This window comes from Roseburia sp. AF02-12, from assembly GCF_003461765.1.
In the GTDB taxonomy this organism is placed as follows: domain Bacteria; phylum Bacillota; class Clostridia; order Lachnospirales; family Lachnospiraceae; genus Roseburia_C; species Roseburia_C amylophila.
The window spans coordinates 247,428-267,208 of record NZ_QTXS01000001.1 but is presented as its reverse complement, the minus strand read 5'-3'; the positions used below and the strand labels follow the sequence as shown (position 1 = coordinate 267,208).

Below are 19,781 nucleotides of genomic sequence, written 5' to 3'. Positions count from 1 at the left end.
TTATTTCTTTACTCCTTTGGTTGCACGGTTTCCAATATGAAGCCGGTTCAATGCAATTTCTTTATCTTTTACCATGACCACTGGCGGTTCTTCCTCACCCAGTGCATAGATGTTGGTCAGTTCATCCCCTGCTGCAAGCTTCATTCCGCAGACTCCGATTGCCCCCTTCTTCTTCTCAGGAATCGTATCTGCTGCGATCCTAAGGAACATGTCCTTTGCCGACTGCATAACAATAGTCATATTTTCTTCTACCGGTGCTACGAATATAACTGCATCATCATCTGCAAGCTTCGTGGCAGCTGTGGTACGTTTTGCTACGTCAAATTCTTTTCCATCCACCTGTTTTAACATGGCTGTCTTCGTTCCAAATAAAAGCTTCTGCGTACACAGTGCTGCCAGATCCGTGATATAAATCAACTGCTCTTTAGAGCTGTCATAATTACTTACATTATCAATCGGCTGTCCCTTGTCACGGAATTTTCCAAACGGCAAATCGACTACCTTCAGCAGATGCATCTGTCCGGTATTGGTAAAGATGCAGATTTTTCCGGTATTCATACAATGAAGTACATAACGGTTCTCGCTGTCTGCTGCTTCTTTATTACGCTCATAAGCCGCCACATCAATGGTTTTCGCATAGCCAAAACGATCCATCAAGAAGACCACTTCCATCTCTTCCATCTTCTTTTCTTCATAAACAGCAGCTTCCACATTGTCGATACGGGTACGGCGTTCTCTGGAATAGTTTTTCTTAAGACCATCTAATTCCTTCATAATTACCTTCGCCATTGTACTGCGGTTGGTAAGAATATCTTCGTATTCTGCGATATTCTTTAATGTGGTATTATGCTCATCCATCAATGCTTCCACTTCCAGACCAATCAGCTTATAGAGGCGCATCTCTAAAATTGCTGTTGCCTGACGTTCTGTAAAGTTTAACTTCGAAGCTTTCTTTTCGGATTCTTTCGTTTTGAATTTAATATTCTCTGTCACACCATTCATCAGGCAGTTTTTCGCATCCTTGATATTACGGCTTCCTCTTAAGATTTCAATAATTAAATCAATGACATCGCAGGCACGGATTAATCCTTCCTGAATCTCTTTCTTGTCCAGTTCCTTTGCCAGTAAAGTCTTATATTTTCTGGTAGCAAGCTCATACTGGAACTTTACATGGTGACGGATAATCGGAACCAGTCCCAGAGTCTCCGGTCTTCCGTCTGCTACTGCCAGCATATTGACACCAAAAGTATCTTCTAATTTTGTCTTCTTATAAAGGAGATTGCAAAGATTCTGTGCATCTGCTCCTTTTCGAAGTTCGATAACAATGCGGATTCCCTCCTTGGATGACTGATTGGAAATATCCACAATATCATTTGTCTTCTTGGTCTCAACCAGACTGTAGACATCATTTAAGAATTTTCCAATATTGGCTCCAATCATGGTGTATGGAATTTCCGTAATAATCAGGCGCTCTTTTCCGCCTTTTACTGCTTCAATCTCTACTTTTCCACGAACCTTAATCTTACCGATTCCAGTCTCATAAATGGAAAGCAGTTCGTCCTGGTTGGTCACAATTCCACCCGTCGGGAAATCCGGTCCCTTGATATATTTCATCATTTCTTCTGTTGTAATATCCGGATTCTTCATATATGCTTTGACACCATCAATAACTTCGCCAAAATTATGTGGTGGAATGCTGGTTGCCATACCAACGGCAATACCCTCTGCTCCGTTTACCAAAAGGTTCGGCACCTTTACCGGAAGTACTTCCGGTTCTTTTTCTGTCTCGTCAAAGTTTGGCACAAAATCTACTACATCTTTATCCAGATCTGCCAGATACGCTTCCTGGGTAATCTTCTGCAGACGCGCCTCGGTATATCGCATCGCAGCCGCTCCGTCTCCTTCAATGGAACCAAAGTTACCATGACCATCTACCAGTGGCAGTCCCTTCTTAAATTCCTGTGCCATTACCACCAGCGCATCATAAATAGAGCTGTCTCCATGCGGATGATATTTACCCATGGTATCTCCCACGATACGGGCACATTTACGATAAGGTTTATCATAACGGATGCCAAGTTCGTGCATATCATAAAGTGTTCTTCGCTGTACCGGCTTCAGACCATCTCTGACATCCGGCAATGCTCTTGCGATAATAACGCTCATGGCATAATCGATATAAGATTTCTGCATTACTTCCGAATACTCGGTGCGGATAATCTGTTCTTTCGTTTCCATAATCTATCCAATTCCTTCCTGATTTTCTGCTTCTATCATTTCCCATACATCCATAAAAATATGCTGTCAGCAATTCCTTACGGATTCATAGAAATTTATATGTCAAGTTCTGCATCCTTTGCATTATCATAGATGAATTTACGACGCGGCGGTACATCCGTTCCCATCAGCATCTCTGTTACATCCGATGCCATTCTGGCATCTTCGATTTCTACCTGTTTTAACATTCTTGTTTCCGGATTTAAGGTTGTCTCCCAAAGCTGCTGTGCGTCCATCTCTCCAAGACCTTTGTAACGCTGCAGTGTAAAGGAGCCTTTGTGTGTCTTACGATAGCGGGCAAGGGCGGCATCATCATAAAGATATTCCTCTTCTCCCTTAGTTGGCATCGCCTTATACAAAGGCGGCATCGCAATATAGACATGTCCTTCGTAAATCAGTTCCGGCATAAACCGGTAAAACAAAGTCAGAAGCAGCGTTGAAATATGTGCTCCATCCACATCCGCATCTGCCATGATAATTATCTTATCATAACGAAGCTTGCTGATATCGAAGTCATTTCCATATCCTTCGGAAAATCCGCAGCCAAATGCATAAATCATGGTTTTTATCTCTGCATTAGCCAATACTTTATCAATACTTGCTTTCTCTACATTTAATATCTTTCCACGAATCGGAAGAATCGCCTGGAACATTCGGTTTCTTGCAGTCTTAGCAGAACCACCCGCAGAATCTCCCTCCACGATAAAGATTTCACATTTGGAGGCATCACGGCTTTCGCAGTTGGCCAGTTTTCCATTGGAATCAAAGGAGAATTTCTGCTTGGTTAAAAGATTGGTTTTCGCTTTCTCTTCTGTCTTACGGATTTTTGCTGCTTTTTCTGCACATCCGATAATTGCCTTTAAAGTATCCAGGTTACGGTCAAAGTACATCTGAATTTCATCATTGGTTACTTTTCCGGTGGCTCTTGCCGCATCCTGGTTATCAAGCTTGGTTTTCGTCTGCCCCTCAAATCTTGGGTCCGGATGTTTCACAGAAATAACGGCAGTCATTCCATTTCTTACATCTGTTCCGGTAAAGTTTGCATCCTTTTCCTTTAAAATGCCAAGCTCTCTTGCATAGGAATTAATCACCTGGGTAAAGGTTGTCTTAAAACCGGTCAGATGGGTTCCACCCTCTGCATTGTAAATATTATTACAGAAGCCCAGCACATTCTCATGAAATTCTGTTGTATACTGGAATGCCACTTCAACAGAAATGCCCTCAGATTCTCCTTTATAATAAATGACATCATGGAGACATTCATTATTCTGATTCATCTCTTTTACAAATCCAATGATTCCATCCGGCTCATGATATTCAATATGTTCTACTTCTTCCCCACGTCTATCTTCATAAATAATAGTTAAAGCAGGATTTAAATATGCAGTCTCATGGAGACGGCTCTTTACTTCATCCTCTTTAAATCTTGTCTTTTCAAAGATTTCCGGATCCGGCAGGAAATTAATCTTTGTTCCGGTCTTTTTCGTCTTTCCAATTGTCGGCAGCAGTCCGTTTACCAGCTCTACCGTTGGCACGCCACGCTCATAGCGGTCATGATGCACATAACCATCTCTGCTTATCTCTACATCCATATAAGTAGAAAGTGCATTTACAACGGAGGAACCTACTCCATGAAGACCACCGCTGGTCTTATATGCTGCATTATCAAATTTTCCGCCGGCATGCAGAGTAGAAAATACCACACGGGCTGCCGATACGCCCTTCTTATGCATTCCCACCGGAATTCCCCGTCCGTTATCTTCTACGGTACAGGAGCCATCTGCCTCTAATGTAACACGGATGGTATCACATACACCGGCAAGATGCTCATCTACCGAGTTATCCACGATTTCATATATTAAATGGTTCAATCCTTTTCTTGAGACACTTCCAATATACATTCCCGGTCTCTTTCGGACAGCTTCCAGTCCTTCCAGTACGGAAATACTGCTCGCATCATATGTTTCCTGTTTCGCCATTGTTCCAATCCTTTCTTTCTAAAGACTGCTTCAAAAGAAGCCCTGCGGCTAGTATAACACATGGAGATTTTTTTGGCAAACATGTGTTTTCTATTTTGTTTGATCAGGAAGGAAATGGGCTTCTCATATATTTTATTTGGCAAATTGGTCAAAAGCATATCTATTTGTTCCACTGTATGCAAATAAGATGTTCTAAATGTACCTGATTAAATATAGAAATATCACGCAACCGTCCTAAACGAGCCATCCGGGCTCTTTAGGACTCATTCTGACATCCATGTCAGAATGTTGCTGTATCATGGCAGGTACATTAAGAACTTCTAATTTGCTTCCAAAGTCACAAATAGATATGTTTTTGTACAATTTTGCCATATTCAAAATTTGATTTCTCCATTTGGCACCTGATCTTTCAAAAAAAACAACTACCGGGTGAACCGGTAGTTGTCTGAAATCTCTTTTATAAAATTGTCCTGTCTTATTTAATTGAACAGATTCTTAAAGAAATCTGCAATAGAGGAAAACAGGTTGGAGAAAAAGCTTCCTATCTTATCAAAGATGCCGTCTGCACCAAGGTTTTCAATCTTGTCATAAATGGATTTCGCCTGATTTACAAGGCTGTCTACATCAAGATCCAGATTGCCAATCTTCTTTAACAGGTCTAATAACTGCTCTTTCTGCTCTTCTGTCAGTGCAACATCAAATTTATCTGCTGCTTCATCAATGGCATCACGGATACTTGCATCATCCGTAAGATTGTTTTCTGCCATCTGCTGTTTTAAGTATGCAACCAGTCCTTCTACGGATTCTGCATCTGCACCAGTGCTGCTCTCTAACTGTCCGGTTAAAACCAGCTCATTTAATGCAGTATCTACATTTTCCTGTGGAAGTTCTTTTCCGGTAATCTCCTGGTATGCCTTAAACACACCTACCAGAGCTGCTGTTCCGGAAATATTCTGTGGTCCTGCAACAATTATGTCCGCATCTTCAATTCCGGCTGTTACCAGTGCATTCTTATACATACCAACTGTACAGTATGAAATATTCTTGGTGGAAATATTGATTCCATTTCCTTTATCTTTCTTTACGATTACTACAGAAGACCAGGATTTACTTCCAATCTGTGAAGATGGAATATATGCATCCAGATACTGGTGTTCTTCGGAATTGTTTACTGTAACTACATCATAATTATCAAGCTGTGCAGGATCAATGCCCATCAGACTTAATACTGTATTCTTCTGCTCCTCAGACAGATCAGCACCCAGTGCCAGATATGGTTTATCGCTTTCTTTGATCACGACATTGTCATCTGCCTTATCTTCTGCCGCTGCCGGATTATCTGCAGCTGCTCCACTTTCCGGAGTGCCGGCTGCTGCTCCATTATCTGTATTGGCTGCTGCATCGGAACCGTTGTTCTCTCCGCCTGCTGCAGTACCATTTTCCGATGATGTCTCTGTAGACAGTGTTCCTGTCACTTCTGCTGCGGATGCCTGAAATGGCACTCCAAGAAACAGCATACATGCCAATCCCATTCCCATTATTTTTTTGATATGTTTTTTCATTTTTTCCTCCTTTTTCAGGCAAGGTGAACATTCATCCATGCCAGAATATCATGATATACAACATCACGGTCTGTCTCATTTAAGATTTCGTGACGGTCGTTGTCATATAATTTCCAGGTAATATCCTCTTTGCCGGCTGCATCAAATTTATTATATACCTTCTTTACGCCGCTGCCGCAGCCGCCCACCGGATCCATTGCTCCCGATACAAAGAATAACGGAAGACTCTTTGGAACTGCTTCAATATTTTCCTGCTGGTTGTCAAAAAGAACTGCCTCAAACAGTCCCATATAAGCATTTACCGTAAATACAAACGTGCATTTCGGGTCTGCATAATAGGTTTTTACTATTTCTTCATCCTTGGTCAGCCAGCTATTGGAAGCATCTTTTCCTGTCAGGTCAAACTGATGATAGTATTTATCATAAGATAATTTCTGCAATAATTTACTTCTGTGGTGCCAGCCCAGAAAAGCTGCCTGCAGCTTTGCAATAAACATGGCAAGCTTTGTGGTATTGTCCGGAATACAGCCGGTTCCCATAATTATAGCACCGGTAAGCCCCTCTCCATGTATCGCCAGATATTTCCGAAGCATATAAGAACCCATGCTGTGTCCTAACATAAAATAAGGCACACCCGGATGCTCTTTCCGTGTTATCTCCCTGAGTGTATGCATATCGGCAACCACCGTATCGCTGGGATGCTCTGCAAAATATCCCCATTCATCCTTAGATACAACGGATTCACCGTGTCCGATATGGTCATGTCCTACCACCAGAAAACCATTGTCATTTAAAAATTCTGCAAAAGCCCGGTAGCGCTCAATATATTCCACCATACCATGTGTTATCTGTAAAACTGCACGATACTTTCCATCTTCCGGAGTCCATCGTACTGCATGAACTGTGGTTCGTCCATCTGCGGAAGGGAAAGAAAATACTTCCTCTTTCGTCATATAATATACCCCCTGTATGTTATAAATCCCTTATATTTTACAATGATTCTGCACTTTTTACAACCGATGCGTCCTGCAAAAACCATAATACTCTATTAAATTTTTCTTAAATCCCTAAAGTTTTACCTAAAACGCCGTATTATTGCCTGTACACTTTCTCTTCCACTGTAAGTGTCCACTGCCGGCTCATAAACGGCTGCAAACTGTATGCTGTTTTCTTTTCCATGCATAGCTGCATCCACTTCTTCACTGCCAAACTTTTCACTGAGAAATGTAAGTAATTTTTCCACTTCTCCAAAATAGACTCCTGCCACCGGATTCCCCCTTGAATCCAACAAATGAAGTTTTAACACATTCCGGTTTACGCCCACTATACCGGCTCTTGTAATCTTAATATTACGGTCTGCAAACACCGGTCTGGTATTGGACTTTCCGCAAGGCTCCAGCACCCTTAACTGCCGGATGGTATCTACCGTAAAATAGGACATCGGAAGCACCGCATCCAGCCTTACCACCTCTGCCATATCTTCTTCGGAAAGTTCTGCCTTCTGGTTAAGCTGTTCCCGCAATTTATCAATATCTTCTTCCCGCATGGAAAGTCCTGCTGCCATAGGATGTCCGCCGTATTTTGTAAACAGCTCCGCCACTTCCGTCATTTTATCAAACATGGAATAGGCTTCGATGGAACGACCGGAGCCTTTGACTCCTTCTTCTCCTCTGGTCAGTACAAATACCGGTCTCTGATAGGCTTCCCGGATTCTTCCGGCAATGATTCCAGCAAGGCTCTCATGGCATTCCGGCAGGTAAACCACTAATACTTTATCTTTTTCCCGGCCTTCCTTTTCAATCTGTTCCAATGCCTTCTGTGTCTCCTGCTGTGTCATATATTTCCGGCTTTCGTTAAGCTCCACCAATTCGCCTGCCAGTGCAGAAGCCTTTACTTCATCCCGCTCAAGCAGCAGCTCCAGGGAACGTTTTGCCGTATCCAGTCTGCCGCTGGCATTGATACATGGTCCCAATACAAAGCCGATATGGTACGCACTTAATGACTTGTCAGAAAGCTTGTTTTTTGCAATCAACGCTTTCATTCCGGGATTCTTCGTATGCTCTAACGCTTTTAACCCAAGCTTTACCAAAATGCGGTTCTCTCCGGTTAAGTCCATGACATCCCCCACCGTTGCAAAGCCTGCATTTTCAATAAAAATATCCGCTTCTTCCACCGGAATATCCATTCTCTCATAAAGCACCTGCACCAGCTTCCATGCCACTACTGCTCCGCAGATTCCTTTGCATGGATACGGACAATCCGCCTGCTTGGGATTTACAATGGCATCCGCATTGCTCCATAGAAATTCCTTTCCCTGTTCTGTATTGCAATAAGGAATCTCATGATGGTCCGTTACTACAACCGTCATTCCTTTTTCCTTTGCAAAATTAATCTCGTTGATTGCAGCAATTCCATTGTCACAGGTAATCAAAAGTTCTTTTCCATCGGACAATGCCTGCTCGATTAAATGCTCATTGATTCCATAACCATCTTTCATCCGGTCCGGGATTGCAGCATCCACATTGCCGCCGCACCGGCGGATTCCCTCTAACAAAATATAGGTTGCATTGACACCATCAATATCATAATCACCAATGATACGCATGGCCTTTTTCCCTGCAATGCCCTCTGCAATAATTTCTGCAGCTTTATCCACATCCTTTAATAAATGAGGATTATGTAATGCCTCTTTTCCACCATACAAATATTCTGTAATTTCTTTTTCATCTATTATATCCCGGTTTCTTATAATCCGGGCAATCAGTGGGTCAATTCCATATTTCTTTGCCATTTCCATGAAATTGCCGCCTTTTCTGATTTCAATCCATTTCTCCATGAAGCTTTCTCTGCCTTATCTATTCATATTCCACATTTATGAGCACCAGTCCCTTTGCTGCTGCCATTGGTCCTGCCAGACTGCGGTTTCTGCCCTCTAATATTTCTTTCATCTCACGAACTTCCCGCTTTCCCGTTCCAACTTCTAACAGTGTTCCGGTAAGGATTCGCACCATGTTCTGTAAAAATCCATTTCCGATAAAAGAAATGTCAAGTTCATCCTTTTTCTCTTCTATCCGAATCGCATAAATCGTCCGTACTGCCGATTTTTTGAAATGACGGTTGCCGCAAAAAGAAGTAAAATCGTGGGTTCCAATCAGCACTTCCGCCGCTGCCTTCATTTTATTAATATTCAGGTTTTCTGCCACCGGTGTTACATATTTTCTCCGAAATACATCCGGCTTCTCTCCTAAGAAAATGCGATAACAATAAGTCTTTTTTACAGCGTTTAATCTGCTGTGAAACCGGAGCGGTACTTCGGATACCTCCAATACCACAATATCCTCCGGCAGATACTGGTTGCAGTACCTCTTTATCTCTTCCGGTTCATATGCACTCTGAAGTTTAAAATTTGCCACCTGTCCCATGGCATGCACGCCCGCATCCGTTCTTCCGGAGCCATGTATCTCTATTTCTTCTCCTGTCATTTTCTCCAATACCGACTGCAGCTTTCCCTGAATGGTCTGCTCCGTATTTCCCTGCACCTGCCATCCGCTGTATCTGCTGCCATCGTATTGCAATATCATTTTATAATTTGTCATGTTATTTCTCCATTCATTATGCAACAGTATAACACGTTTTTCTCCATTCCGGCATATACTTTATGGAATAAATATCATGAGGTTTCCATATGTCAAACCTTTCTTATATGCAAAAAACCACGGACATGGGGCAACTGCGGATTCATGTCACCACAGAGCGTGGCTTTTTCCCTATTAAAGATGCCTCCATCCGTCTTTCCTATACGGGAAATCCTACTGAAATCATTGAAGAACTATCAACTGACATTTCCGGTCAGACTGCAGCAGTTGAACTGCCGGCTCCCCCCTTAGAATATAGCATGGAACCTTCTGAATTCCAGCCTTACTCGGAATATACCATTCAGGTAAATGCGTCCGGCTACCGTCCCATCAACATTTCCGGAATCTCCGTTCTGCCGGATAAAACTTCCATCCAAAATGTCCGGATGGAAACTGCCACCGTGGAAAATCCCCCGGAACGAAATATTGTTATTACTGCCAACACTCTCTATGGGAATTTTCCGCCGAAAATCCCAGAGGATGAAATCAAGCCGATGAATGAAAGCGGCGAAATTGTCTTAAGCCGTGTTGTCATCCCGGAATATGTTATTGTCCATGACGGACCGCCAAGCGATTCTTCCGCCAACGACTACTATGTCCGCTACCGGGATTACATCAAAAATGTTGCCTCCAGCGAAATCTATGCTACCTGGCCGGATGCAGCTCTCCGTGCAAATATTTTAGCGATTATGTCCTTTACCCTGAACCGGGTGTATACGGAGTGGTACCGGAACAAAGGCTATGATTTTACCATTACTTCTTCCACCGCCTTTGACCACAAATTTGTCTACGGCAGAAACATCTTTTCCAACATTTCCAATATCGTCGATGAGATGTTTAACAGCTACCTTTCCCGTCCGAACGTCCGCCAGCCGATTCTGACACAGTACTGTGACGGGCAGCGGGTAAGCTGCCCGAACTGGATGCCCTTTTCGGTTTTGCGTAGGGAGTGAAAATTTGGGATGCGGGATAACTTCTTTCTCAACAATCTTCTTTGAAAACTTATCAACGCGCCGCTTCTGATATAAAAATACCACCGACCTAAAGGCTAGTAGTATCTACTTCATTTCTTCTATTTTCCTCAATGCTTCTTCTTCGGTTATCTCCTCATAGCATTCAAACTCTGGCTCATCTGGTAAAAAATATCCAATTCCAAGCCCACGTCTTACCCATTCATCATCCTTATATTCATAAAATTTTCTTCCTTCCTGCTTAATAACTGTTCCTCTATTATCATAATCTGTAAGAACTAAATATCTTGTATTATTTGACATTTCCAATCCTCTCTATCTGCTCTGGGATTTTCATAGTTGTATTAACACCATTACTCTTCTATCTTTTCTTCTCTAGATTTATACTTCGGCAGCCTTCTGACCGCTTTACTCAGCTTCATTCAGTCACCTCCATTTTTTATATTAAAAAATCTCATCCTTATTATTTTTCAAACATAAAAAGGATATACCGTTATGATATATCCTCTTGGTAGTCAACCGGAATTGAACCGATGCCTTGTCTATCAACCTGTTCTGCCAGCCTAAACTATCTTCTACCTTATGTAAGTCACCCGGAGTTGCACCGGGATTTCTACGGTTGTTCGGAAACGTCGTTCCGCCGCAGCGTTCTCCTTCTTGAACTATTGCCCTTGCACCTTAAATGTACCATATCCCATTTATAAATTCAATTTCTTTCGTTTACGTTCCCACTGCTATAATACATTATTTACCAACTTTTCTTCTTTTCCATACAATCCAGAATATATTCCATATTCATCATGTTCATATCCGTTATACGTGTGTAGCAATGCTCCAACATGTGCTCTTCCTTTTACATCAATCTGCCTTACCCTCTCCCTTTGTACATCATGAAATGTGATATATTTGATATCGTTAAACTTGTCTACTGTAGCATATACACGTCCTAGTACCATTATTTCCATTGGAGCCTTCTCTCCCCTTCATTGGCTCGGATTGCTATTTCATTTCCAAACTGTGCAATGGTTGTATACTCCGTACCATATCTCTTGCCAGTATTACTAATACCGCTACTTGCTCATCTTCTGCGCATTCTCTATCCGCAATTTCCTTCAGTGTCATTGGAACTGTATCCTTCACACTATTCCCATTTCCAATTCTCCTGTTTTTGGATATAAAAATACCGCCAGTGAAATACTGACAGTATTAATAATGTTTATTTAAGATTTTTCATAATATTTCCCAACTCTGTGGCTATTCCTTCTTTACCAGTCTGAATCTTATTCAGCAAATCATTAATCATTTTTCTTAATTGGCTAACATTCGTTGATAAATACCCATCCATTTGAGCTCCACTAAGTTCATATATCCTTCCACGTTCCAATTGATCTAACTTATTTCCAATATCATTAAGTTCATGGCTATATTCTTCAGATATTTTGTATCCCAGTTTGTCCACTATCACTTCCTCCGTTCACGGTTTTTCATCCAATGTCGTTTCTAAAACTGCTATAATGAAGGATGCCTTATAGCTATCTCCTACAATTGCTTTTGCTGCTTTCAAAATCCCATTTGCAATATCACTTGCCGTATCACTATCTTCATTTAATAATTTAAGTGTAAATATAACATATTTTATTTCTCTTTTGTTATAATCTAAAGCTTTGTCTACACATTCATTAAAAAACTCCAAATTGATATTTCCTGTTTCCTTGTTTTCATCATACATGTCTGATAATTTCTTATACAATTCGCTATCATTTACTAATTTACTCATGTTAGTGCCTCCCTTATATTTATTATAAGAGCATCATATCACTTTCTCCGTCAGTATTCAATTTTCATTATGCAAAAGTCAATTGTTATCGACAAATTAAATCTGCTTTATTCATTTTCCTCTTTTTCAATCAATTAAATCATCTTTCATTATGTAATATAAGCATAAACCATCTATATAATTACTTGTTTTTGTTATTAATATATAAAACTTAAGAGCTAGGTAAAAGTAGTTATTCTCTCTACTTATTTGTTAAGTAGAACTTTTTCTATCATTCATCTGCTTCCGGATCATGCTCCTCCCCCAGTAGTTCATCCAATGTCTTTTCTTCCTTAATACAAATATCTACAATCCTGCTCCATTCTTTTATCGGCCAAGTATAAGACTCTGTATTTACTCCTTCCCCAAAATGTTTTTCATACCTTTCTACTGCAATTCCCATTTTTTCAACATCTGGATCTACCTTCATAGTTTTGTTTTCTCTTCTCAAAAAATCTGGTATCATTCCATTTTCTCCTATCATCTTTTGAATAGAACAAGCACCTTCAGAAAGATATTTCTTTCCGTCGATGCTTTTTCTTAGCGAATTTTCTCATACTAAGTCCACATTCTAATTATTTTTACCGTCCCCTCATACGCAATTCCATCCACTTCCACAGGCTCAGTATAAAGTGTCTTATATACAAAAGTCGGCTACTCAAATTTTAGCACCAAGCCACCGTTCCATCTGTTTGTCCCCTTTTTATGCCATGCAACGCATGATTTGCATATATATTTTCAAAATCCTCTTCCGATTCTTTTATAACTTCCTTTAAATCGTTATCATAATCTATTGCAACCAAACCAGCCGCAGTTCTATTTCCTTCTGGAAAATATGAATAGTAATATTTTGTTCCAACAACCTTTTCCAATAAAAATTCCAACATCATTCCATCCTTTTAACTCTATTATCAAATTAATTACCTATATAGAAATCCTATTTATCATCCATATCAAGGCTTCCATCTTCAAAAAATTTTTTTAACCTTTGAATTACTTTTTCATCATCTGCCTGAATATATGTTCCATAATCAATGTCATACACCAAGCAGAATGCCAAATCTGACCATTTGCATTTGTATAAGTCTTCCGACGGACCTATTTGTTTTCTGCCTATTTCAATTTCTTTACAACTTTCTAATTTTGCCAAAACATTTTGAAACAGAATTTCTTCCTCTATTCTATTATAATTAGTGAAATACAAACACTTAGGTTCACTGTCTATCTGAAATGTTCTCATCCTTTTTCCTCATACATATATCAATACTGCATATAATATAAACATTTACTTTCATACTATTACCTTTAGTATATCATATGTTGCAGTACTTGTACTTCTTTGAAAATTAAAACTGATATAAAAATACCACTGACCTAAAGGCTAGTGGTATCTACTTCATTTCTTCTATTTTCTTCAATGCTTCTTGTTCGGTTATCTCTGTTATTCTATCAAGCCTATCTAAATTTCCAATCCTATATGTAGAATCTTCCGGTTCAGTGTCATCATATCCTAATATTCTATCCATAAGAATATTAGATTGGTCTACAACCCACCCTCTTATCTTATCATAAATATAAGGGATGAACTCTTCCTCTTTTCCAACTTTGTTTAAATCTGATATATAATAATATGTACGCATAATTATTTTACCCTGCTTATATTATGAGGAATCTCATTTCTCTTATTTAACCATAATTTTTATTGCATCTGCATTATATCTCATATTTCTATAAGATACAATTACTCCTATCATTCATCTGCTTCCGGATCATGTTCCTCTCCCAGTAGTTCATCCAATGTCTTTTCTTCCTTAATACAAATATCCACACTCTTACACCATTCTTTTACCGACCATATATAAAATTCTATATTTAATCCTTCCCCAAAATGTTTTTCATATTTTTCTATTGCAGTTCCAAATTTTTCCATCTCTGGATCTATGATTATATTTTCCGGTTTCAAAAAATCTGGTATCAATTTATTTTCTCCTATCATCTTTTGAATTCTTCAATTATCTCTGGAAATTTTAACTTTATTCCAAATAGAACAAGCACCTTCAGAAAGATGTTTCTTTCCGTCGATGCTTCTTCTTAGCGAACTTTATCATAATGCGTCCACATTCTGATTATTTTTACCGTTCCCTCATATGCAACTCCATCTACTTCCACAGGCTCAGTATAAACCTGATAAACCAGCCTATGCTGTATATTGATTCTTCTTGAATAAACGCCTTCCAAATTTCCAACAAGTGCTTCATAAGGTGGCGGATTTTGAAAGGGATTGTCTTTTATGACTTCAACCAATCTTTTTGCTTTTTGGTCGAGCCTGACACTTTTTAAATTTTTAATATCTTTCACAGCCTGCTTAGTATAGACAATTCTGTACATAAAATTACCATTCTACATCTTCTTCTGATACACAATCTTCTATCGGCGTTTCCATTCCTTTTTTTATAGATTCAACCATTCCAGGTATTGAATTAAGGTATACCGTTTCCTGAATTGCATTCCAATCATTTTCAGAAACAAGAACTGCATTCCCCTTCTTACTTACAATCAAAGTCGGTTCACTATAGAGATTGACTTCTTCTACCAGATTGTAGAGTTCCTTTCTTGCGTTTGTTATATTAATTGCTGACATAATAAATCTCCTTTTCTATTTCTGTATTTCCTTACACTAATTTTTCATCTAAAATTTTTTGTAAATTCCTTAGTAAAACTTCTCGAACATTCCTGTGTATCTATATCTGTATTTTGATTAGTACCGTATCCTAAATTTGTATCTTTTACACTGTAATATCATTTTCTTTATATTCTATATTATTATGAATGGACGAGATTTTTTATGTCATAATTATTATAGCGTACGTTTTTACGTACGTCAAGTAAATATATTTAAATATTCTAAAAATACTATCTCAAGTGTCTTATACATAGAAGTCGGCTATATCAAATTAATTACTTATATAAAACCTATTTATCATCCATAGCAAGTCTTCCCTCTCTGATTGCTGCACATATCATAGATAAAGATTCTATATATCCAAGTACTTTTTATTTATCTGCTTCAGATGCATTCGATTTTAAGAAAACCCTTACTTCATTTTGAGTTTCAAAAAATTCTTCTTTTGCATGTTTTTTCTTTCGTATTTTTGCAATTAATTTGTCTGCTTCACTTGAATTTTCAGTAACCGTATACTTTCTTTCATATTCCCTAATCTTTTTTCGTAATTCTTTAATATCTGTCATTGCTCTTTCCTTGATGTTTTTAATTATTCTCTTCTATTTACCTGATTAACGTTTAACATATAATCTAATCCGCGCTCATGTAAATACTTTTCCAACCGTTCTCTTCCTGTTTTGTCTTTATTCTTCTCCCACTCTTCCAAATATGTATCCCATCTTCCATTTTTCTTCATTTCAATTGCGGTAATATAACTCATTCCTATTGCATCCCCTATTCTTGTTTCTTTTATTGCTTCTTCAATTTCCTTTTCCGAAAATTTTGAAAGTTCTTCATATATCTGAAATATTTCATTTGGATGACTCTCTCCACTTTTAAAATATTCTATAATTTCTACTGCTGTTTTGCCATTCTTTCTTTCAACCATTCTCTTCATGCTTTTTATTTTTCTCTTTCCCATTTTTCTTAGTACCTTCCCTATTTTTCACCTAATGTTCTCATCCTTTTCCTCATACATATATCAATACTGCATATAATATATACAGGAGGTATTCACATGATTGCTTGGTTTTGTTATTTATATCTAAAACTTAAGGGTTAGGCAAGCCGGAACTCTCCGGCCTGCCTCCCGGCATATTGCATCCTGTTTTTTCTGAATTATATTATATATTTTCTTCACATCGTCTTTGGTACTAAAACAATTCTATCCGCTGCCTGCTGATTTAATTTATTTCCGGCACATTTCTTTTCATCTACTGTTAATGTATTAACATTCCGATAATTCTCATCCTCACCAAATCGAATATAAACATTTACCTTCATACCGCCACCTCCAGTATATCATATGCTACAGTACTTGTACTTCATTTCCTGATTTCATATTTATGTGCTTTTTTCATACACTTAACAAAGGAGTGATAACATGACCGACAACACCTCCATGCGTACCGGTGCCCTCTACATCCGGGTATCGACCGGCAAGCAGGAAGAACTATCCCCGGACGCTCAAAGGCGGCTGCTCTTAGATTATGCTTCCAAGAACAATATCATTATCTCCAATCAGTATATCTATGAAGAAGATGGCATATCCGGACGTAAAGCGGATAAACGTCCGCAGTTCCAGAATATGATTGCCCATGCCAAATCAAAAGAACATCCCTTTGATGTAATTCTGGTATGGAAGTATTCGAGATTTGCCAGAAATCAGGAAGAATCCATTGTCTATAAGTCCATGCTCCGGAAAGACCATGTGGAAGTCATTTCCGTATCCGAGCCACTGGTGGATGGTCCTTTTGGTTCATTGATTGAGCGAATCATAGAATGGATGGATGAATATTATTCTATCCGTCTGTCCGGTGAGGTTGTGCGAGGTATGACGGAGAACGCTTTAAGAGGGCGAAATCAGGCTCGACCGCCTTTAGGCTATAAAGTACCGCATGCCAAAGAAACTCCCGTTATTGTGCCAGAAGAAGCTCTTATCATACATACTATATTCGATATGTATACCGAAGACGGTGCCAGTATGTTTGCAATTGCAAAACACTTAAATAACCTCGGCTATCTTACCTCACATAAGAAGCCATTTGAGCGGCGGAGTATCGGCTACATTTTAAGCAATCCTACTTATATTGGGAAATCCGTCTGGAACCGTCATTCCAACGATAATAAAGCATTAAAGGATGAATCCGAATGGATTATAAGAGATGGCAGCCATGAGCCGATTATCAGTGTGGAACAGTATGAAAAGGCACAGCAGCGTATCAAGGCAGAATACACTCCCAAATATGCCAAGCCACCGGAACTGCACCGGCACTGGTTATCCGGCATGGTAAAGTGCCACACCTGCGGACGCTCTCTCTCCACTTCCATTCATAAGGATAAACGATACGGACGAACCTACACGAATTTTCAATGCTATGGATATTTAAAGGGGAAATGCAACGTGTCCCATCAGATTTCCGCCCGGAAATTAGAACCGGCTGTATTAGAAGGTCTGCAAGAAATTATGGAAGGTGTGCGACCGCTCCAGTTTAAAATCATCAAGTCAGAAGAACCAGCCGCCCAGTCCGCCCATGAGATACTCACCGAAAGACTGCATGACATTGAGAAAAAAGAAGAACGTATCCGGCAGGCTTACCGGGATGGCATTGATACCATAGAAGAATACCGGGACAATAAAGCCATTCTTTTCAAAGAACGGGCAGAAATAGAAAGCCGGCTGGCAGAATTAACCCCTGCTCCTGCTCCATCGGAAACAGATACCAGGGAACTCATGTGCAACCGGCTTAAGAATGTACATGAGATACTTTCCAGTGAGGATGTCTCCACCGTCACCAAAAGCAATGCGCTAAAGTCCATTGTTGATAAAATTGTCTATGACAGTGAAAAGAAAGAATTAAGCATTTATCTCTACTGCTCCGACACCCTCTAAACCCGCATAAAATAAGGCTTTAGACGTACTACATACGCAAATTGGAAAAGGTTGACACAGTGGGGTTCGAAATACTTAGCAGACCAGGGGTATTCCACCATTGAGATTCTGCGCTACTATTACGGCAGCAGTATGTATATCAACACGGCGGATGAAATCAGTGGTGTACCTGCTTCCTGGCCGGGCAGCAACCTTGAGATTGGTTCTACCGGGGATAAGGTGCGGATGCTGCAGGAGCAGCTGAACCGGATTGCACGTAACTATCCTGCGCTTCCGACTATTACCGTGGATGGCATTTATGGTCCTGCCACCAAAGCTGCCGTAGAAAAATTCCAGTCCATCTTTGGGCTTCCAGTTACCGGAATTGTGGATTTCCGTACCTGGTACCGTATTTCCGAAATTTATGTGGCAGTTTCCAGAATTGCAGAATTGTATCAATAAATTTCATAACTTAAACCTTTTCCGGAATTCTTTTTACCGCAAACCCATAGTAATTATAAAAATACAATGCTATACTAAATGCATATTACGAATTTACTGGAGGGAAAAATAATGCATACTTTTCAACCATATCCAATTGACCTTATGGAAATGAATCCGTTTACTAAAATCGGCAAAGAATGGATGTTAATCACCGCAGGTGATGAGAAAAAAGCAAATACAATGACTGCAAGCTGGGGCGGTGTTGGTGTCCTTTGGGGCAAAAATGTTGTCTACATCTTTGTAAGAGATACACGCTATACCAAAGAATTTATTGATAATGGTGAGACATTTTCACTGACCTTTTTAGATGAGTCCAATAAAGGAGCTTTAAAATATCTTGGAGCGGTTTCCGGACGTGATGAAAATAAAATTGAGAATGCACGAATGCATCTTGATTACTGCAAGGACACACCCTATATTGACGAAGGAAATCTGGTATTTATCTGCCGCAAATTATCTGCCACAAAGATGACTCCGGACCAGTTTATTGATTCTTCTATCGAAAGCAGCTGGTATGCCGATGGCAACCTTCACACCATGTATGTGGGTGAAATCTTAGAAATACTTGCCCGCTAAGCTACCCGCGTAACCATGGGAAACACGCTTTGCAGGTTTCCAGCAGTTATCGCGGTGCTCGCCAAATCTGCATGCAAGCATGCGATTTTTCTCGCTACTCGCGTAAAAAGCCCGGCAGTGGTTCTTTTCAGACTTATCTAAAAGGAACCACTACCGGGCATTTTTTTACCATCATTTTACTTATGAATAATATCATAATGTGCCTGTACGGCAGCATCGATTTTTCTCTGGTCTCCCGTTTCGATTGCTTCTGCAATTTCTACATGAAGCTTCCACATTTTTTCAAATTTTTCTGCATCTGCATTTTCCCAGCCTTTTCGGATACTTTCCTTATAAATTTCAGAAAATACCTGCATAATCGCAATCATGAAGCGGTTGCCGGAACCTAATATTAATTTCTGATGGAACTCCCGGTCAATCTCATAGCTTCTCTGCTGGTCAGCATTCTGCATAGATTCTGCCAGTGCTTTTAACTCCGCAATATCCTGTTTACTCATGTTTTTAGCTGCCAGAAGACCTATCGCATGTTCTAAAAGGCAGCGTGCCTCTGCAAGCTCATCCTTATCTATCTGCTGCAATAGCAGCATCATATTAATTACTTCTGAAAGGCTTTTTTCCATGTTGCAGCAGATATAATTGCCGGAGCCCTGCTGGCTTTCAATCAATCCGATATTCTCCATACTCTTTAATGCTTCCCGGATAGATGGACGTGACATACCAAGTGTTTCTGCCATTTCACGTTCTGTTGGCAGCTTGCTGCCTACCTGAAACTCCCCACTCCGTATTCCATCTTTTACGAATGCCATTACCCTCTTATACTCTCTGTCCTTCATCTGAATCTCCTTTCATCCCTTGCAAAATTATTGT

The 19,781-nt window shown here is 39.8% G+C and carries 25 protein-coding genes and 1 pseudogene; 4 read left to right on the top strand and 22 right to left on the bottom strand.

Annotation, left to right across the window (positions count from 1 at the left end; genetic code table 11):
- The 6 genes from DV740_RS01240 to truA all read right to left on the bottom strand — a co-directional run bounded on the left by DV740_RS01240 (position 1) and on the right by truA (position 9,414).
- On the bottom strand, positions 1-2,238 hold the full coding sequence (locus tag DV740_RS01240) for a DNA gyrase/topoisomerase IV subunit A (protein ID WP_118087320.1): 2,238 nt from the start codon (positions 2,236-2,238) through the stop codon (positions 1-3).
- Positions 2,239-2,333: 95 nt separating this feature from the next.
- On the bottom strand, positions 2,334-4,256 hold the full coding sequence (locus DV740_RS01235; RefSeq protein ID WP_117840847.1) for a DNA gyrase/topoisomerase IV subunit B: 1,923 nt from the start codon (positions 4,254-4,256) through the stop codon (positions 2,334-2,336).
- 479 nt (positions 4,257-4,735) lie between these two features.
- Positions 4,736-5,818, bottom strand: a complete 1,083-nt coding sequence (locus DV740_RS01230) for a DUF1002 domain-containing protein (protein ID WP_117698170.1) — start codon at positions 5,816-5,818, stop codon at positions 4,736-4,738.
- A gap of 14 nt (positions 5,819-5,832) precedes the next feature.
- Positions 5,833-6,771: an alpha/beta fold hydrolase gene (locus DV740_RS01225; RefSeq protein ID WP_117698171.1), complete on the bottom strand. Its 939-nt coding sequence runs from the start codon at positions 6,769-6,771 to the stop codon at positions 5,833-5,835.
- Positions 6,772-6,893: 122 nt separating this feature from the next.
- Positions 6,894-8,654 carry a single-stranded-DNA-specific exonuclease RecJ gene (gene recJ / locus DV740_RS01220; protein WP_118087319.1) on the bottom strand — a complete coding sequence of 587 codons (1,761 nt, stop codon included), beginning with the start codon at positions 8,652-8,654 and terminating at the stop codon, positions 6,894-6,896.
- A 19-nt stretch (positions 8,655-8,673) separates the two neighbouring features.
- Positions 8,674-9,414: a tRNA pseudouridine(38-40) synthase TruA gene (truA, locus tag DV740_RS01215; RefSeq protein WP_118087318.1), complete on the bottom strand. Its 741-nt coding sequence runs from the start codon at positions 9,412-9,414 to the stop codon at positions 8,674-8,676.
- 89 nt (positions 9,415-9,503) lie between these two features.
- Here truA and DV740_RS01210 point away from each other — a divergent pair, with 89 nt between their 5' ends.
- Positions 9,504-10,406: a carboxypeptidase-like regulatory domain-containing protein gene (locus tag DV740_RS01210; protein ID WP_118087317.1), complete on the top strand. Its 903-nt coding sequence runs from the start codon at positions 9,504-9,506 to the stop codon at positions 10,404-10,406.
- 105 nt (positions 10,407-10,511) lie between these two features.
- On the opposite strand, the gene DV740_RS01205 is transcribed toward DV740_RS01210, so the two are convergent.
- The 15 genes from DV740_RS01205 to DV740_RS14710 form a co-directional block, all read right to left on the bottom strand.
- Complete coding sequence (locus tag DV740_RS01205) at positions 10,512-10,727, bottom strand: hypothetical protein (RefSeq protein WP_118087316.1); 216 nt, start codon at positions 10,725-10,727, stop codon at positions 10,512-10,514.
- Positions 10,728-11,158: 431 nt separating this feature from the next.
- Positions 11,159-11,389, bottom strand: coding sequence for a hypothetical protein (locus DV740_RS01200; RefSeq protein WP_118087315.1), 231 nt, complete (start codon positions 11,387-11,389; stop codon positions 11,159-11,161).
- Positions 11,390-11,423: 34 nt separating this feature from the next.
- A complete protein-coding gene (locus tag DV740_RS15165; protein WP_256385583.1) occupies positions 11,424-11,546 on the bottom strand; it encodes a hypothetical protein in 123 nt (40 codons plus the stop codon).
- A 94-nt stretch (positions 11,547-11,640) separates the two neighbouring features.
- Complete coding sequence (locus DV740_RS01195; protein WP_242994192.1) at positions 11,641-11,883, bottom strand: hypothetical protein; 243 nt, start codon at positions 11,881-11,883, stop codon at positions 11,641-11,643.
- 15 nt (positions 11,884-11,898) lie between these two features.
- Positions 11,899-12,201: a hypothetical protein gene (locus tag DV740_RS01190; RefSeq protein ID WP_118087314.1), complete on the bottom strand. Its 303-nt coding sequence runs from the start codon at positions 12,199-12,201 to the stop codon at positions 11,899-11,901.
- Positions 12,202-12,472: 271 nt separating this feature from the next.
- Positions 12,473-12,706, bottom strand: a complete 234-nt coding sequence (locus DV740_RS01185; RefSeq protein ID WP_118087313.1) for a hypothetical protein — start codon at positions 12,704-12,706, stop codon at positions 12,473-12,475.
- A 199-nt stretch (positions 12,707-12,905) separates the two neighbouring features.
- Positions 12,906-13,127, bottom strand: a complete 222-nt coding sequence (locus DV740_RS01180; protein WP_118087312.1) for a hypothetical protein — start codon at positions 13,125-13,127, stop codon at positions 12,906-12,908.
- Between the two features lie 50 nt (positions 13,128-13,177).
- Entirely contained in the window at positions 13,178-13,480 is a 303-nt protein-coding gene (locus DV740_RS01175) for a hypothetical protein (protein ID WP_118087311.1), read from the bottom strand.
- A 151-nt stretch (positions 13,481-13,631) separates the two neighbouring features.
- Positions 13,632-13,880 (bottom strand): hypothetical protein, encoded by a 249-nt coding sequence (locus DV740_RS01170; RefSeq protein ID WP_242994190.1) that lies wholly within the window; start codon positions 13,878-13,880, stop codon positions 13,632-13,634.
- Positions 13,881-13,990: 110 nt separating this feature from the next.
- Positions 13,991-14,236 (bottom strand): hypothetical protein, encoded by a 246-nt coding sequence (locus tag DV740_RS01165; protein WP_147342269.1) that lies wholly within the window; start codon positions 14,234-14,236, stop codon positions 13,991-13,993.
- Between the two features lie 95 nt (positions 14,237-14,331).
- Complete coding sequence (locus DV740_RS01160) at positions 14,332-14,628, bottom strand: Txe/YoeB family addiction module toxin (RefSeq protein ID WP_118087308.1); 297 nt, start codon at positions 14,626-14,628, stop codon at positions 14,332-14,334.
- Positions 14,629-14,632: 4 nt separating this feature from the next.
- The gene (locus DV740_RS01155; RefSeq protein WP_118087307.1) at positions 14,633-14,881 is read right to left on the bottom strand and encodes a type II toxin-antitoxin system Phd/YefM family antitoxin; all 249 of its coding nucleotides are present in this window, start codon (positions 14,879-14,881) and stop codon (positions 14,633-14,635) included.
- A gap of 413 nt (positions 14,882-15,294) precedes the next feature.
- Positions 15,295-15,489, bottom strand: coding sequence for a hypothetical protein (locus DV740_RS01150; RefSeq protein WP_118087306.1), 195 nt, complete (start codon positions 15,487-15,489; stop codon positions 15,295-15,297).
- Positions 15,490-15,512: 23 nt separating this feature from the next.
- A complete protein-coding gene (locus tag DV740_RS01145) occupies positions 15,513-15,884 on the bottom strand; it encodes a hypothetical protein (RefSeq protein WP_118087305.1) in 372 nt (123 codons plus the stop codon).
- Positions 15,885-16,099: 215 nt separating this feature from the next.
- Positions 16,100-16,246: a hypothetical protein gene (locus DV740_RS14710; RefSeq protein ID WP_158561490.1), complete on the bottom strand. Its 147-nt coding sequence runs from the start codon at positions 16,244-16,246 to the stop codon at positions 16,100-16,102.
- 100 nt (positions 16,247-16,346) lie between these two features.
- Here DV740_RS14710 and DV740_RS01140 point away from each other — a divergent pair, with 100 nt between their 5' ends.
- The 3 genes and pseudogenes from DV740_RS01140 (at position 16,347) to DV740_RS01130 (ending at position 18,914) form a co-directional block, all read left to right on the top strand.
- Positions 16,347-17,855 carry a recombinase family protein gene (locus tag DV740_RS01140; protein WP_242994188.1) on the top strand — a complete coding sequence of 503 codons (1,509 nt, stop codon included), beginning with the start codon at positions 16,347-16,349 and terminating at the stop codon, positions 17,853-17,855.
- Positions 17,856-17,879: 24 nt separating this feature from the next.
- Positions 17,880-18,296 (top strand): annotated as a pseudogene (locus tag DV740_RS01135) (peptidoglycan-binding protein); the annotation flags it as partial.
- Positions 18,297-18,407: 111 nt separating this feature from the next.
- A complete protein-coding gene (locus DV740_RS01130) occupies positions 18,408-18,914 on the top strand; it encodes a flavin reductase (RefSeq protein WP_117698175.1) in 507 nt (168 codons plus the stop codon).
- Between the two features lie 176 nt (positions 18,915-19,090).
- Here the strand turns inward: DV740_RS01130 and DV740_RS01125 are convergent, their stop codons facing one another.
- Positions 19,091-19,747, bottom strand: a complete 657-nt coding sequence (locus tag DV740_RS01125) for a FadR/GntR family transcriptional regulator (RefSeq protein WP_118056865.1) — start codon at positions 19,745-19,747, stop codon at positions 19,091-19,093.
- Positions 19,748-19,781 lie beyond the last annotated feature (34 nt).

What these genes read in the sequence shown, in the direction of transcription:
- DV740_RS01170 (WP_242994190.1), bottom strand. Translation starts at nt 13,880, where the DNA reads ATGCGTACATATTATTATATATCAGATTTAAACAAAGTTGGAAAAGAG.
- DV740_RS01160 (WP_118087308.1), bottom strand. Translation starts at nt 14,628, where the DNA reads ATGTACAGAATTGTCTATACTAAGCAGGCTGTGAAAGATATTAAAAAT.
- DV740_RS01130 (WP_117698175.1), top strand. Translation starts at nt 18,408, where the DNA reads ATGCATACTTTTCAACCATATCCAATTGACCTTATGGAAATGAATCCG.
- DV740_RS01240 (WP_118087320.1), bottom strand. Translation starts at nt 2,238, where the DNA reads ATGGAAACGAAAGAACAGATTATCCGCACCGAGTATTCGGAAGTAATG.
- DV740_RS01155 (WP_118087307.1), bottom strand. Translation starts at nt 14,881, where the DNA reads ATGTCAGCAATTAATATAACAAACGCAAGAAAGGAACTCTACAATCTG.
- DV740_RS01205 (WP_118087316.1), bottom strand. Translation starts at nt 10,727, where the DNA reads ATGTCAAATAATACAAGATATTTAGTTCTTACAGATTATGATAATAGA.
- DV740_RS01200 (WP_118087315.1), bottom strand. Translation starts at nt 11,389, where the DNA reads ATGGAAATAATGGTACTAGGACGTGTATATGCTACAGTAGACAAGTTT.
- DV740_RS01190 (WP_118087314.1), bottom strand. Translation starts at nt 12,201, where the DNA reads ATGAGTAAATTAGTAAATGATAGCGAATTGTATAAGAAATTATCAGAC.
- DV740_RS01210 (WP_118087317.1), top strand. Translation starts at nt 9,504, where the DNA reads ATGTCAAACCTTTCTTATATGCAAAAAACCACGGACATGGGGCAACTG.
- DV740_RS01180 (WP_118087312.1), bottom strand. Translation starts at nt 13,127, where the DNA reads ATGTTGGAATTTTTATTGGAAAAGGTTGTTGGAACAAAATATTACTAT.
- recJ (WP_118087319.1), bottom strand. Translation starts at nt 8,654, where the DNA reads ATGGAGAAATGGATTGAAATCAGAAAAGGCGGCAATTTCATGGAAATG.
- DV740_RS14710 (WP_158561490.1), bottom strand. Translation starts at nt 16,246, where the DNA reads ATGAAGGTAAATGTTTATATTCGATTTGGTGAGGATGAGAATTATCGG.
- DV740_RS01235 (WP_117840847.1), bottom strand. Translation starts at nt 4,256, where the DNA reads ATGGCGAAACAGGAAACATATGATGCGAGCAGTATTTCCGTACTGGAA.
- truA (WP_118087318.1), bottom strand. Translation starts at nt 9,414, where the DNA reads ATGACAAATTATAAAATGATATTGCAATACGATGGCAGCAGATACAGC.
- DV740_RS01230 (WP_117698170.1), bottom strand. Translation starts at nt 5,818, where the DNA reads ATGAAAAAACATATCAAAAAAATAATGGGAATGGGATTGGCATGTATG.
- DV740_RS01150 (WP_118087306.1), bottom strand. Translation starts at nt 15,489, where the DNA reads ATGACAGATATTAAAGAATTACGAAAAAAGATTAGGGAATATGAAAGA.
- DV740_RS01185 (WP_118087313.1), bottom strand. Translation starts at nt 12,706, where the DNA reads ATGATACCAGATTTTTTGAGAAGAGAAAACAAAACTATGAAGGTAGAT.
- DV740_RS01225 (WP_117698171.1), bottom strand. Translation starts at nt 6,771, where the DNA reads ATGACGAAAGAGGAAGTATTTTCTTTCCCTTCCGCAGATGGACGAACC.
- DV740_RS01175 (WP_118087311.1), bottom strand. Translation starts at nt 13,480, where the DNA reads ATGAGAACATTTCAGATAGACAGTGAACCTAAGTGTTTGTATTTCACT.
- DV740_RS15165 (WP_256385583.1), bottom strand. Translation starts at nt 11,546, where the DNA reads ATGACACTGAAGGAAATTGCGGATAGAGAATGCGCAGAAGATGAGCAA.
- DV740_RS01125 (WP_118056865.1), bottom strand. Translation starts at nt 19,747, where the DNA reads ATGAAGGACAGAGAGTATAAGAGGGTAATGGCATTCGTAAAAGATGGA.
- DV740_RS01145 (WP_118087305.1), bottom strand. Translation starts at nt 15,884, where the DNA reads ATGGGAAAGAGAAAAATAAAAAGCATGAAGAGAATGGTTGAAAGAAAG.
- DV740_RS01165 (WP_147342269.1), bottom strand. Translation starts at nt 14,236, where the DNA reads ATGATAGGAGAAAATAAATTGATACCAGATTTTTTGAAACCGGAAAAT.
- DV740_RS01140 (WP_242994188.1), top strand. Translation starts at nt 16,347, where the DNA reads ATGACCGACAACACCTCCATGCGTACCGGTGCCCTCTACATCCGGGTA.